Raw genomic sequence first — 13,958 nt, 5'->3', positions numbered from 1 at the left:
CAAACGATCCGGATGCCTTGGCAATCGATGGGGTCCCTGGACCCGTTGCCGACCCAGTGAAGCAAAGGCCTTGCCCATGATGAAAGAACACGATTTATATAACGTGAATTATCGACCGTATAGGGTCTGGCGGTTTGATATGGAACACCCTTGGGCCACTCCGACACGTCTTGTATTTACCAGATAACACTCAGGAGAGGCCAATATATATCGCTAAGCTTTACTGGTGATAGTGTAATATTGAGTCAATATTAGCAACAAAACATAGTTGACTGTTGATGAAAGCGGCAGGTCGAAAGGGGGTAGGGATGGTATCCAGGCTCCGCTGCCAGCAACCCTTCCCTTCACTGCTTTAAAGTGTATCCGCTTGCAGTGTCACCACTGGAATTTCAGTACTTGGCGAAGTTATCTATTGAGCATAGAGGAGACAAACCATGCAACGAAGAGATGCATTGTTCAATATGGGAGCAGGGAGCAGGGAGCAGGGAGCAGGGAGCAGGGAGCAGGGAGCGGGGAGCAGGGAGTAGCCAGTACCACTGAATAAACCAGCGGCAATACTGATGTCCGGTGCTGCACGACCCTATCGGAGCGCAACTGCAAACGGCACAAATTTTACCATATCGACGGCAGACGGCACGCCGGCTGCAGGCATAGAACAGTTTTTCTATGAGATTATGGGTTGACCAGTTACGCTGTGATTGCGCCGTATACGGGAGTCGTCGCTTCCGGCGACTATCCCGGTTCGGCAGATGCTTTAGTGGCTTTGCAGCAGCCGTCCGAAGCCTTGCAGCCGATCTTCGATACCATACTGGCGCAAGGCGTGCCAGTAGGTTGCCGCGTTGATAGCGATCACCGGTTTAGCCAATTCGCGTTCCAGCGCGGTGGCAAGTTCCACCATGCACAGATTGGTGCCGACTTGCAGGATAGCATCCACATCGTCGCCATCCAACGCCGCCACGGTCTGCCGCAGCGTGGGTTCAGTCACCTCGGCAATCGCAGTCCAACTGGGGCAGCGCAGGCACTCGTCGCGCACCGTGTGGATGCCGTGATCACTGAGAAAACCGATTACTTCGCGGTTGGCCGCCGGAAAGTAGGGCGACAGCAGCGCCACGCGCTCGATTCCGCCATAGGCGGCAATAGCGGCGACCAGGGCTTCCGAGCCAATCGACAACCGCAGTCCGCTGGCGTCTTCATAGCGCTGCCGCCAGCGCTGGGCGCCCTCAGCTCCGCCGTAAAACGTTACCGCCGACATGCCCATGATCAAATAGTCCGGCGCACAGGTCATCACTCCCTTCACGGCTTCAAGAGTCTTGTCTGAAATCTTCATGGTACCGGCGATAAAGGTCTCGTCCGATACTGCGCTGGCATTCTCGATCACGATGCGGCTGTAGTGGTTGGTGACCCCGGGCACCCGCATATTGTCGAACTCGGGCTGCACGATCGTGTTGGTGGATGGGCCGAGCACACCGAACTTGGCGCGCCAGCCGAGGGCATCGGTCATGGGCTTTGGCTCCCGCTCCTGATTGGCATCTGTCGCCCCAGGCATTATTGATAAGAGGGGTCTTTCCAGGCGCCGGTAGAGCGCGACCGCACCGGCTGGATATACACCGGCGGCTCGGAGCCCGGGAAGTCGTCGCCCCAGTTGACCGGATCGCCTTTCATTTCAACGCTGGCATTCTCGGTGTACCAGTCAACCAGGTCGCCGTCACAGCGCAGTATCCAGGTACAGCCTTCCTTTTCACCGGCGGTAAAATCGCCGTGACGCACACCGGCGGGGCGGAAGAAGTACTGGCCCGGCGCCATGGTGCCAAAGTTGTAATCGAATTCGCCGTCGAGACAATAAGCTTCCTCGAAAACCGGGTGATGGGCCAGCGGATGCTCCCGCCAGCCGGGCTTGGCTTTGATCAGGCGGGTATAGAAACCGGTGACCGGATTGCGGTACAGCAGCTTGATAAACAGCCCCGGCACCGGCGTGCCGCCGCGCTCGAAGTCCATGGGGCTGCCGTTATCGGGGTCGACGACGTCGTACCACTGCATCGCCTCGGAATCGCAAACCATCAGTTCGGCCTCAGGTTTGACGCCGGCGCCGTTGCGGTCAGTGGGGGTGAACTGCGCATCGGCGAATTCCCGGAACAGCAGGATTTTAGTGTCCTTTGCAGCTTTTACCTGCGGTGTCCAGGTGCCCTGGGGCGCGCACCAGTAGCCGCCCTTGCCGAGCCGGTGGGCACCGATCTCGACCTCTCCCTCCAGCACAAACCACTCGGTCTGCGCCGCATGTAACCCGGCCGGACGCTGCCAATCGGTCACAAACTCGACTTTCAGGGAGGCGGCGCCGTTCTCCTCGTCATAGCTCAGGTGGCGCTGGCGCGCCTCGCCGTCGCCCTGCGGCAGCTCGGCGGCGTGCCACATCAGGTCTCGTTCGTCGATCAGTTCAACATGGGGTCTCATCGCTCAGCCCTCGCGCAGTGTCAGTTTCAGTTGATCGATATGTTAGCCGTGACTTGGTGTTGATAATAGTATTTAATAGTTGACTTATTCGTATATTTTTATAGTTATATATTTAATAGTCTACAGGGGAGGAGCTGGCCTGATGGATACACGCCTGCTGGCGCGGCTCGGCACGCTGCGACAACTGGAGATCTTTATGATGGTGGCGGAGACCCGGAGCATTGCCAGGGCCGCCGAGGCTCTGCACCTGAGCCATTCTGCCGTCTCGGTGCAGATTCGCAAGCTGGCCGAGGCCGCCGGCCTGCCGCTGCACGAGGTGATCGGCAAGCAGCTCTACCTGACCGAGGCCGGGCGCGAAGTCGTCGAAACCGGCCACGAGCTGTTCGCCGTCATCCGCCGCCTGGACGACAAGCTTAACGATATCAAGGGACTTACCGCCGGGACGCTGAGAATTTCAGTGATTACCACTGCCAAGTATTTTCTGCCGCGTATCCTCGGGCCCTTTTGCCGCGACTATCCCGATATCGACGTGGCGTTTATGGTGGGCAACCGGGCGCAGATTATCGAGCGGTTGAATAAGAACCTGGACGACTTGTATATATTCAGCGATCCGCCCGCTGAGCCGGAAATCGAGTGCACGCCGTTTTTGCCCAACCCGCTGGTGGTGATCGCGTCGAAGCAGAACCCCCTCAGCCGGCGCAAGCGGCTGTGCTGGGCGGACTTGGCGGAGCAGAAATTCCTGATGCGCGAGCAGGGCTCGGGTACCCACACCGCCGTGCAGAAGCATCTTGACAAGCTGGGGATAAAACTCGGCAAGACCATGGTGATCGAGAGCAACGAGGCGATCAAATATGCGGTTATGGAGAATATGGGTATCACCATCCTGTCCGCCTACGCGCTTGCCAATGCCGCCGAGGACGGCCTGGTGCAACTGCGGGTCGAGGGGTTTCCCATCCTTTCCCACTGGTATGTGGTGCACCTGAAGTCGAAACAGCAGTCTCTGATCGCCGAGCGGTTTCTCGACTTTATCCTCAATCGCAGCCGCGATGTCCTGCCGATGGCGCATATCGAACAACAGGTGCGCCGGGCGTTGGCGCAGGGTTAGTTGCCCCTTATGTCTTTATTGATTGACGTATTGGCCGCCCGAAATCTTATGTGCGGACTCGATTTCACGCTGCCAGTTATCCAGCAGTTTGCGGCAAACGCCGGAAAATTGCGCTTTCAATATCCCGAACACAAGAAGCTCCATGGCTTTCCGTTTAAAGGCCAGGCTGAAGTCCATTTGAATCTTCGTCGTGCCATCGGCCAGTGGTATTACCGACCACACACCCTTTAAGTACTTGAAGGGATAGGGGTAATCCGGGACCTGTGTTTGAACTTCAAATGCATAAGACTGACCTTCACGCCACTGTGTGCACTCCTCTGTCCAGCTGCCGTCTTTATTGGCACATTCCCGCACCATTCCCACACCGCTGCCCGACAGCACTGCAGATTTGTCGATATTAGGTGCGTAGTCTGCATAGACGCCAACCCTGGAGATTACCTGCCAGGCGGTTTCCGGCGGTGCACTTACAACTCTTTGATAGCTTAGACTTTTCATTTGTTGGTTCCGCTCGAGAGTCGTTTAGTCTTTAAATTGGCTGCGTATTTGTTCGCAGGGCCAAGTGCGGGAAGATTAGGATGAAAAGCCAGGTGGAACAATTACCTCCGAGGTAATTGAACGGGAACTTGAACCCTTGCTGCAGGCGCTCAATCAAATGCCTGAAGGGCGGCCTTATCTTTACCGCCCGCTCTATCGGGCTCGCCATCGGCTGTGGTGTGATGCTTGTCAATACATGGAATTTACAATGTTAGGCTCCGATCCATCCTGGCTACTATGTCTCGCTGGCTCGGGGCAGAAAAGCGGAGACGATATACTAAGTATAAAAAAACCGCGCATTTATAAAATGCGCGGAACAAGAGACCCCCTGTCGATAGTTATTATGTCAGTGTTTAACTCCCTACCAATGAAAATGGCTTTTTGATCGCACAGCGGCCGAAGATTTCGTGGTCGAATCTTATCCGCGCCTTGCTGCCGCCGATGCGTTTGGTGCAGGCTTTGACATAGCTGTTCAGACAGGCCAGTCCACCCCGTGTGACTGTATCGTGGCGCTGGCTGCCGCCACTACCGGGTGAGTGATACTCCTTCATATTCAAACCGAACCCTCTGCCTGTGCCCAAGTCGTTGCCCTGGTAAACATCGGTAAAACAGTCGGTGTCTACACCTTCCGTTAAGCAGACGTCCTCATCGACGGTGATACATTTTTTATTCCAGACACCGCCGGTCACACTCCTGGAGTGACTGTTTGATGCCGAGCGCGGCTCCAGGTAGTCGATTTTTCGTTCCATCTCGTTGTAAAGTTGAACCTGGGGCAGTACGCCGGGTCGGTCGGGGTCGCTGCCTACCCCTGCTGTATAGTAGGCGGCAGGGTGTAGGCAATAGGTGCGATCCTGGGGCCTTCCGCACTGTTCTTTTGCTATTTGTATCTCCTGTTTTATAGATTCACAATGACTTAAATCGATATGACTGCCTCCAACTTGCTTGTAGTCGTTCAACGTCTTACAGCGCCTCTCGCGTTCGGCATCCAGGTAGTTCCAGCGGCGCACATTCTCCAGGTTAGGTGCATAACGGTGGAACAGATCGTAGTAGTTATAAGACAGCAGCGATCTGGGGTGAGGATAGTCGCGATAGTATTGTTTCAGGGCGCGATAGTTCCCTTCGTTGGTGCCGTTGACAAAATCGGTGGCTTTTTGGTTAAAGTTGAGAATGTTGATTTGCTTGTCGATATTGTCCGGACCGCCGAGGCTGAATGCCGTTACCGATGTGTTAATGCTGGTTAGCAACCCCTTGAACTGCTGAACTTCGCTGTTCGAGTAAGAGCCGTTAATGGCACCACGCAAGCCGCCGCTAATTTGCGAATTGTAGGATGAGATTTGCTCGGTGGTAAATCTGCGGGCGTCGTAGGCAAATACTAAAAATAGCCGAGCGCCCAGGTCTACACCGGAAATATATCGATCGCCGCAGCGTTGCCGAAACGCGTTTCGACCTGTTTTGTTAGCCAGCGCCAACCAATCGTTCACATGGACGGTCTTGATCGGGTCCGGCTGGGTGTTCAACGACCATGTTTCGCGGTTTTCTACCAGTTTTACCACGAACACTTCGTTGTGAGTGCCCTCCAGACTTTTTACTGCGCGGTCAGAACCAGAGTCGACGCCAGCGCTGACACCTTTATAGGTAAAATCGATACTGGTTGAGTCAGTCACCTCTAAACTGTTGAACAGTTCACTGGTATTACGAATATAAGTGACTTCGAATTCGTCGGCTTTAGAGGAGGGATTCTTGACAATGCGAAATTCCGGATGGTCCATCTCCAAACAAAGACTGGCGTAAGCCGCGTTGAGTAAGTCAAAACCGCTGCCGAGGGAGAACGGCTGATCGGCGTCGCTGCGGCGGGCGGCGGGGTTGGAGTTTGCATTCCCTGCCGATGCGCGCCGGGGAAACTCACCGATAAATGTCTTGGTGGTTCTGGCGTGTGCGTCATTTCTGTTGTCTTCGTGAACAAGGTGGGGATAGAGGCTGTATAAATCCATCGCCTCAGACTGGTTGGCAATCATTGCATCACCATAGCGATAGCTGCTACAGCCATTGGCGTTGCAGGCTCTCACACGAAACCGGTAGTTGCCGTTGTCGAGTGTGACTGTGCTCGACCTGGCACCACCTGAATAGGCGCTAGTCCAACCGCCATTGTTTTTCCGCTTCTCAAGCTTGTAGGTTTTGCCGGAACCGGAAGAGTTTCCCCAGGAGACTCGGACATCTCCCGTGTTGGAGTAGCTGGCATAGTCTATAGAGGAAGGTGTGCTTGGACGCGACGCGACAGTCACCGTGCCGCTGTAGCGAAAGCCGCTGCAACCGACATTGTTACAGGCGCGCACCCGATAGCGATAAGAGCCGTCAGAGACGCTCACTGTTTTGCTGAGGGCCCGGCCACTGTATACATTGCCCCACAGAGACGTTCCAGTCCTGTTTTGAGATAACTCGTAGCGCAGCACGTAGCCGCTCGAGCTACCCCAGCTTACTGAAAAGCTGCCGTTGGAGCTGGAGGACGGTACGCTTATGCGGGTTGGTGTCCCCGGTCCATGGGGTTCATCGCAATTGTTGATGGAATCGGGTAGACGGCCGTCGCCGCTTTCTATCCTTTCAGGTTCACAAGGTATTATTGGTATTCGCGGCGTTTCGGAAAACGACTCACTTGAAAATAGCAAAGCACCAAGCGCCATGGTTGCAAGCAGCGACTTGGTCTGTCGAGAACTTGTCATTTTTAATTTGAAAACAGACATAGTTATATCACCCGTATAGTTATAATAAATAGTGTTGCGGTTTTATGGTGAGCTGCGGCATTTCGATAGGCCTCACACAGGCGACCCAAATCGTTTTAATTTGGTATGGCCTCGAGCGTCTGAAAGTTGCAGATCAAGTGGATCTTTACCGCAATTGCTATACTAGTGAAATTACGGCAAAGCGATTTATTCTGAGTGCATCAGTTGTTGACTCAGCATGCAGTGCAGATGTTGTGGCTATAACCGGTTTCTAAGTGGTGGGTGGGCAGGCTGCTTTGGGAAGGTTATTTCGCGCAGGTCTTTGGCGGTAAAGCCAAACTCTTTTTTGAAGGTTCTGCTGAAATGGGATGTGTCTTTAAAGCCGTGATCTAAAGCGATGGCAGTAATACTCAAATGTGTATTCTCGGGGTTGGCCAAGGCATCCCGGCTTCTTTGCAGCCTGCGCATCATGATAAAGCGACTGACTGTAAATTTCTCTTGTTCAAAAACATTATAGAGATAACGCAAACTCACTTTGTGGGCATCTGCTATTGACTTCGGTGACAAATCGGGGTCGTGCAGGTTTGCTTCTATGTATCGTTTGATTTGTAGGCAGAGTGAATATTTTACAGCCGGAGCGAATTGATTGGCATTTTCCTTCGTGTTGGCCAGCGCGAGAGCAAACAGCTGCAACAGGTTATCGCCAAGCGGTGATTCCAAACCCGGGTCGAGGCGGCCTATCTGCGAAGCTATGGTGCGCACATAGTTAGAGGCTAAAAACCCTGTGGGCGTATTTTTTGATATCACCCGCCCGGCGAAATCTTCGGGACAAGGCAAGTAGTGTTTGATACTTGCTTTGGGGATGATAATAATCAAGGCATTTATGCTGTCTTTTACAAAAAGGAATTGTTCCCTCGAGCCGTCGAAAATTGAGATGTCGCCTCTTGCCGATGGTATCGGCCTGCGGTTAATTGATTTTTCCACACTAAAGGTAAGGGGAATGCTGGCGATAAGGAAATCTTCCTCCAATTGGGCCAGTTGTTGTTTAGATCTGAAAAAAGTTTGTGGCACGGTATACATTTCAGAAAATGTAATATTGCTCAGGTTGTTTGTGCGCAGGGTTCCTTCAAAAGGTTCATTGTCGTGCCTTTTACAGTCGACAAAAATAAGTTGTTTACAGACGGTTTCTATCCAGTAATCAAATTTTTCTTTATTGTCTATACTTTCGGTGGAAAACGTTAGGGTATTTTGATCGCCGAGAATAAAGTTTTCCATTTTTATACCCATGACGTTTAATGAGGGCAGTTTTATTATTTTTGTGCCAAAAGAAAACGATACGTGTCAATACCCTACCGGGACCCTATGTTTTTTCAGGTCCCGGTTAGAGAGCGTTGGCGATCATGCTACGCGTTAAAATAGAATTTGTAAATTGTCGTAAATGCCAGAAAGGTATATATACCACAGCCAGTGCCAACCCGCTTTTGCGGTGACCTTGGCAGGAGGATATGAAGACGGTTTCAGGTTCACCAGGTTATACGTAGTGGGTCCGGCACGGTCAGCCAGACCCCGGGTAAGGAAAGCGGGCAAGCGTCAGTTCAGGGAAGCGCAGTACGATTTGGGTCATAAATACGCTCCCACATACGGATAAAGCTTTCTGCAGAATTGCCGATATTTTCGGTGTCCGCGCCGAGTGTTTGCATATCGTGCAAAAGGCCCGGCAGTAAGCCTATATGGGCAAGACCTTTGTCATTAAACTCTTGCACATAACCCGGCGCAGTTGCGTCGGGCTGACCCTGTGCCGCAGCCTGCCGGTTTTGCTCGCTAGCCGTTGGCGCCGACGCGCAAGCTCCGGCGCCAAAACGCGGCGGCATCTGGGTGATAAAGCCGTTGAAGTCGGAGCCGAAGGCCAGGTTGACGCCCAAGTCATCGGCGTACTGATAAAACTGTGTGAATGACCGACTGGAGCCGTCGCAGTTGTTTGCCACGACCTGCCCCTTGCCTGGCTGTCTATAGCTGAGCATAGCCTCCTCGCCGGTGCGCAGACCCAAGAGTCCGCCGGTTTTGCGCACATAGCTCAACACTTCATCGGTGACCAAATGCTCCTTCAGCACGCTTTTGTCTGCGGCTTTCAGCAGCGCTTCAAGACGGGTGTGGGAATGAAATAAAGGGTAGTGGCGATAGTGGTCGGCAACCAGGTTGTAAATCTGGCGTTGGGTTTTGAGCGGCAGATGGGCGATATCGATAGGCATGTTCAAGCGAATCATTTCATGCAGTAACTGTACCCCGGCGGCGGTCAAGCCGATCGGGTTGTTGGTACCGTTGCCGCCGGAGGCATAGTCTATATCGCGATCGAACCAGGCCTTGATGCGGCTGTTGTATTTAAACGCATCGCGGTGATAGGCCGCGCCCGAGAACAGTGAATTTGACTCGTGCGCCAGCTGGATATTTCTCACTCCCATATCGTACAGATCGTGCAACTGTTGTAACCAGGGGCCGTCGCTGCGCGGCATCAGGTCGCTCACCTCAACCGCAAGCACCACCGCCAGTCTGCCGGCTTCGATAGCCCGGCGCGCCTCCCAGGGATCGCGGACGATTTTATACCAAGTGTTTTCTTCCGACATTTTTTTCAGTGAGATTATTTGCCGTTTTACCGCCTCCATATCGGCCGGAGACAGGCTGTTCTGGTGCTTGCCCGAAGCGATCATAGCGGCTGAGAGCCACTGATTGTTAACCAGTGAGGCGACGATCAGGTTCAAACCATTGTCGTGTGCCTGCTTTAACCAGGCGTGGGTGACCTGTTGGTGTTTGATGTCGCTCCATCGGGGCCAGTGATTGAATGAGGGGTAGCCGTATATCTCCCCGTCGTGGGCGCCGAGAAACGGTTCGAGATTTTGCAGGCCCAGGGCGGACAGGTTGCCGTGATTGTCACCGGTGCAAGCCGCTGCGGCATGTGACAGAAACGGCGAGCGATGATCGCCCCAGTACCAGCCGCCCACATAGGCCAGCGAAGCGGCTTGATGTACATGTACATCGGCAAAGCCCGGCACGGGAGCGGTGTGAACGCTGCGCACCGGCTGCCAGGGGCGACCCTCGCCGGTGAGACGGATAAGGTTGATGCCGAAGCGGGCGCTACCGGTGGGGCTGTTACCCACCAGTCGCACGGCGACTTTCTTGTCTTTGAGGTTGCTCAAGGTGCGCTGCCAGGTGTCGCCGATATTGCGCTTGCCGCCTTTGACACTGAACTCCCAGTGCTTCTCTATGCGTTTGTCTGCGTCAATGGTGCAGACTACGAGCGTTGTCTTGCCGCCGAGACGTGAACCGGAAAGCTTCTCGATGCGGATAGTGATGGCGTCAACATCCATTGCCGTGGCCTGGATAATTCTCTTAGTGGAAAAACTGACGATATTACTGGTTTGATCGGTAACCAGGCGACGGGGACCGGGAGTGCCCTCGCCGTTGTGAAAAATCTCTTCATTCGATATGTCGAACAGGTTGTATATTACGTCCAGGTCACCACAGCCGGCCGCGATCGCTGCCGTTGTCTGGAGAGCAAAACTGACGCTCAATAGCATAGCAATGGAGGTTTTCACGATTGATTCCCCGATCAGTGCAGGTTTGCGTTATTTTCCCGCCGGCGAGGCTTGCCCCGGGCGGATTTGACACCCTTTCTAACTCCACGGGGTTAGCCTAGTGACAACCCGTATCGGTGCATGCCTGTGCATGCACGGGCACTTGTCTGTGCGTGCACGACTCAGCAAGTTTAGCCCCGGGCCATCGACAATAGCGTGCTCAACCCATACGGCAAATCGTGAGCACGCCGGCAGTGCCGGCACGGCGGGCGAGAACCCTGGCGCCGGACTGTCAGTAAGCAGTTGCCGCTCAAGATACTGGTGTTTAAAGTGTCACAATGCTACTTGTGCCGGAAGTGGAGAGGGTCCTGCTGATATGGCTGAAGGTGCTGCCACCGGGAAAGCCCGGGCAGGTCCGGGTGACAGCATCAGTCGGTATTGATTCTATACCCCATACCGCGAACCGTTTCGATAAAGGGAGAGCCGTCACCCTGGCGAATTTTGCGCCGCAACTTGCCGACATAAACATCGACGACGTTGGTTAGGGGGTCCATATCCATACCCCAGACATTGCTCAAAATGCGCTCCCGGCTGAACAGTTGGTTGGGATGCGCCATCAGCAGCTCGAGCACGGCGAGCTCCTTGGCGGTAAGCACGATACGCTCACCGGCAACCGTTACCTGCATCGACTTGCGATCCATCACGACCTCGCCCACGCTCAGGCTGGCGTCGTCTGGCGCGGGAACCGCACCCCGGCGACCGACGGCCTCGATACGGGCCAATAGTTCATCGATAATAAATGGCTTGGTAATATAGTCATCGGCGCCCATCTTCAGGCCCGTAACCACATCCTCGATGTCGTCCATCGCGGTCAACATGATAATCGGCGTGAGCATGCCGCGCATTCTCAGCTCCTGGCAAATGTCCAGCCCGGAAAGCCCCGGCAGCATTAAATCCAGCAAAATCATATCAAAGTCGGCGTGCTTGCCCAGCTCCAGGCCATCGCGGCCATCATCTGTGCGCACACAGGTATGACCCTCGGACTTGAGCGCGCGCACCAGGAAGTCGGCGATGCGATCATTGTCTTCAACCACTAGAATTCTCACGCAATGGACCTCAACTTATTCTCGAACGGCAGTTTCACAACCGCCTCGGCGCCATCGCCGGGCTTGCCGAGCAGCGCGATACTGCCGGCGTGAGCCTCGATAATGGCTTTCGCCACGGGCAGGCCGAGCCCCGTTCCCTGGGCGTGTCGCTCGGCATTGTCGCCCCGGTAAAAGCGGTGAAAGGCCTGCCTGGCATCCTCCTCTGTCATGCCGATGCCCTCGTCTTTGACACTCAGCCTGACGCTGTCTTCGGCGAGGGACAGGTCGACCGATATACTGCCGCCGGTATGGGAGTAGCGAATCGCATTGTCGATCAAAATGGCAAAGACCTGTCGCAGCCGCCCGGCATCGCCATAAACAACTATTTTGTCGTCTATATAAGAATCGAGAATTTCAATGCGCTTTTTCTCCGCAATCGATCTAAAGTCCATACAAACATCCCGTAATAGGCTGGCGATAGCAACCGATTTCTTTTCAATGCGTGCATTGCCGTTTTCTGCTCGGGCAACAAACAAGAGGTCTTCCACCAGGCGAGTAGTGTGCACCGCCTGATCGCGCACGCGATTGAGTGTGTCCTGGTATTCGTCGATGCTTTTTGGCGCGCCGCGCAACGCCATTTCCGATTCACCTTGTATCACGGTCAACGGGGTGCGCAGCTCGTGACTGATATCGGCGAGCAACTGGCGCCGGCTTCGATCCAGGTTTTCCAGTTGCGCGTTGGACGCCTGCAGCTCTTTGGTTCTGTTTTCAATAAGCGCCTCCAGCGATTGTCGTGACTGCTGGGCCGCACCCCGTCGCGCGGCGAGTTCTTCGGCCATCTTGTTGAACGCGCGCCCCAGGCTGAAGAACTCCCGCTCCGGCAGCGAGGGTATGCGATAGTCGAGGTCGCCGGACGTATAGGCCTGTGCGGCTTCACTCAGGGCCTCGATGGAGTGGGTAACACCGCGCGAGACCAGGGTCAGCAACACCATCACCACGCCCAGTATCAGGGCGGTGGTGATGGGCAGGGTGATCATGATCAATTCACCGAGTCTGTTCGCCTCAGCCTGGGTCGCTGCTGTCTCACGTTGTTCCTCGGCTAATGCCTGGTCGATCAGGTCGTTGAATTTCCCCGCCACCGAATCGCTGCGAAGCATACTGAGTTCGCGCTGGGCGCGCTCCCTGTCGCCCATCTGGATGGCTTGCTTTATCTCATCACTGCCGAGGATAATATGCTCGCTCAGGCGCTCGATTTTAACCAGGTGGTCGAGTTCCTCATCTTCTTTTTCGTTGCGAACATAGGCGACTTCGGCGGCGATATTGCGGCGTACCTTCGACAAGGCGTCGCGCAGTGAGCGCTGGTTTTCATCGCGCGCCTCCATATCGTCCACTTCTCCGCGCGCCACGATTTCACCCATGGAGTTGAGCTTTCGATAGGTGTGATTGGACACGGCGAGGTAGCTGGATAACACACTGTTGGCCAACTCCGTGCGCTCCAGGTGATAGTGATAGCGGGCGGTGCTGTAATAAAAAATGCAGGCGAGCACAACAATGAACGTCAGTAGGCTGCCGGCGGCAAGCATAAGCTTGGTCTTGAAGTGGGTGCAGAGTTGTATCATAACGTCTATGAGTCAGTAGGCTCTGGTTACCGGCAAGGCGTCGGCGATTATGCCCGTAAGGCTGCGTGAGACTCTCGCCAAGGTGAACTGCGCTTGCAGTCACGGCCGGCGGCAGTCAAGGCAGGTATCACCATACACCAAGTGAGTATCAATAAAAATGCCGGGCCAACAGGGGCCCGGTACCTGCTGATAAACGCGTTGCCGCCCGGGCTGCTGTCGCTTAAGTCAACAAAAGGTGTTGAGCTGGAATTGTCGCCCAAGCAGGCTAAATCTCTCGCACCAAAAAACATGAATGTAACCTAAATTTTTTGTGAAAGAACATTATCAGGGCTGATCCTATCATCTGGGCAAGCAAATGCCAGGTTGGCGAAGACACAGTGTCGGTTGTTGCCTGGCAATTCGTCAGGCGCCGAGGTTTGACACCGGTTGCTGTTGTTGCAGGTAACGTTGGTAATTACTTTTTGCAATAAGAGACCTTAGTATTCTGTCCAGTACTGTCGGGTTGCATGGCTTGCGTATTCGCAACGCGCTTGAGTTCGCGCTTTGGCCCCGGGAGCCAAGCCAACGCTATCTGCGCTGTCTGCCGCAAAGGGCGCCACCGGCACAGCGGACGCAATTAGAGACCGCTGCCAGTGCACCGACCAGAAAGTATTTTCACCAGAGTGGCACTTAGGTCTCGATGGGGGAATAGCCCTGCGAGACTTTCGCCAGCAGGGATGCCGGCGAAAAGCCTACACGGATGTATTCATCGGGGGGACGCCTAGTCTGTGTCTCGCAGGGCTATTCCCCCATCGAGACCGTGCCGGTCAAGAACACCAAACTGCTTTTTTGTGTCCTTTAACCGGCACGGTCTCGATCCAGGCACAGCCCTTCGGGACCTA

General features: G+C 54.5%; 9 protein-coding genes. 1 reads left to right on the top strand and 8 read right to left on the bottom strand.

Features of this window, described 5'->3' with window-relative positions; all coding sequences use genetic code 11:
- Positions 1–754: 754 nt before the first annotated feature.
- A complete protein-coding gene (locus tag FKG94_RS21225; RefSeq protein WP_142928956.1) occupies positions 755–1,501 on the bottom strand; it encodes a maleate cis-trans isomerase family protein in 747 nt (248 codons plus the stop codon).
- Positions 1,502–1,545: 44 nt separating this feature from the next.
- Complete coding sequence (locus FKG94_RS21220; RefSeq protein ID WP_142928955.1) at positions 1,546–2,448, bottom strand: DUF4437 domain-containing protein; 903 nt, start codon at positions 2,446–2,448, stop codon at positions 1,546–1,548.
- 142 nt (positions 2,449–2,590) lie between these two features.
- Here FKG94_RS21220 and FKG94_RS21215 point away from each other — a divergent pair, with 142 nt between their 5' ends.
- Positions 2,591–3,553, top strand: a complete 963-nt coding sequence (locus tag FKG94_RS21215) for a LysR family transcriptional regulator (protein ID WP_142928954.1) — start codon at positions 2,591–2,593, stop codon at positions 3,551–3,553.
- Positions 3,554–3,568: 15 nt separating this feature from the next.
- Here FKG94_RS21215 and FKG94_RS21210 read toward each other — a convergent pair whose 3' ends face one another.
- The 6 genes from FKG94_RS21210 to FKG94_RS21185 form a co-directional block, all read right to left on the bottom strand.
- On the bottom strand, positions 3,569–4,048 hold the full coding sequence (locus tag FKG94_RS21210) for a type II toxin-antitoxin system RatA family toxin (protein WP_142928953.1): 480 nt from the start codon (positions 4,046–4,048) through the stop codon (positions 3,569–3,571).
- Positions 4,049–4,440: 392 nt separating this feature from the next.
- Positions 4,441–6,825, bottom strand: a complete 2,385-nt coding sequence (locus FKG94_RS21205; protein WP_142928952.1) for a fibronectin type III domain-containing protein — start codon at positions 6,823–6,825, stop codon at positions 4,441–4,443.
- Between the two features lie 237 nt (positions 6,826–7,062).
- Positions 7,063–8,079 (bottom strand): helix-turn-helix domain-containing protein, encoded by a 1,017-nt coding sequence (locus FKG94_RS21200; protein ID WP_179957747.1) that lies wholly within the window; start codon positions 8,077–8,079, stop codon positions 7,063–7,065.
- A gap of 320 nt (positions 8,080–8,399) precedes the next feature.
- Positions 8,400–10,394, bottom strand: coding sequence for a membrane dipeptidase (locus FKG94_RS21195; protein ID WP_142928950.1), 1,995 nt, complete (start codon positions 10,392–10,394; stop codon positions 8,400–8,402).
- A 407-nt stretch (positions 10,395–10,801) separates the two neighbouring features.
- Positions 10,802–11,479, bottom strand: a complete 678-nt coding sequence (locus FKG94_RS21190) for a response regulator transcription factor (protein ID WP_142928949.1) — start codon at positions 11,477–11,479, stop codon at positions 10,802–10,804.
- Complete coding sequence (locus FKG94_RS21185; RefSeq protein ID WP_142928948.1) at positions 11,476–13,077, bottom strand: sensor histidine kinase; 1,602 nt, start codon at positions 13,075–13,077, stop codon at positions 11,476–11,478. Before FKG94_RS21185 ends, FKG94_RS21190 begins: the two co-directional genes overlap by 4 nt.
- Between the last annotated feature and the right edge of the window lie 881 nt (positions 13,078–13,958).

The organism is Exilibacterium tricleocarpae (assembly GCF_007004655.1).
Classification (GTDB): Bacteria; Pseudomonadota; Gammaproteobacteria; order Pseudomonadales; family Cellvibrionaceae; genus Exilibacterium; species Exilibacterium tricleocarpae.
This window is presented reverse-complemented; position numbering and strand designations above follow the sequence as displayed.

Coding starts and splice junctions, on each gene's coding strand:
- FKG94_RS21210 (WP_142928953.1), bottom strand. CDS start 4,048: ATGAAAAGTCTAAGCTATCAAAGAGTTGTAAGTGCACCGCCGGAAACC.
- FKG94_RS21220 (WP_142928955.1), bottom strand. CDS start 2,448: ATGAGACCCCATGTTGAACTGATCGACGAACGAGACCTGATGTGGCAC.
- FKG94_RS21200 (WP_179957747.1), bottom strand. CDS start 8,079: ATGGAAAACTTTATTCTCGGCGATCAAAATACCCTAACGTTTTCCACC.
- FKG94_RS21215 (WP_142928954.1), top strand. CDS start 2,591: ATGGATACACGCCTGCTGGCGCGGCTCGGCACGCTGCGACAACTGGAG.
- FKG94_RS21225 (WP_142928956.1), bottom strand. CDS start 1,501: ATGACCGATGCCCTCGGCTGGCGCGCCAAGTTCGGTGTGCTCGGCCCA.
- FKG94_RS21185 (WP_142928948.1), bottom strand. CDS start 13,077: ATGATACAACTCTGCACCCACTTCAAGACCAAGCTTATGCTTGCCGCC.
- FKG94_RS21205 (WP_142928952.1), bottom strand. CDS start 6,825: ATGTCTGTTTTCAAATTAAAAATGACAAGTTCTCGACAGACCAAGTCG.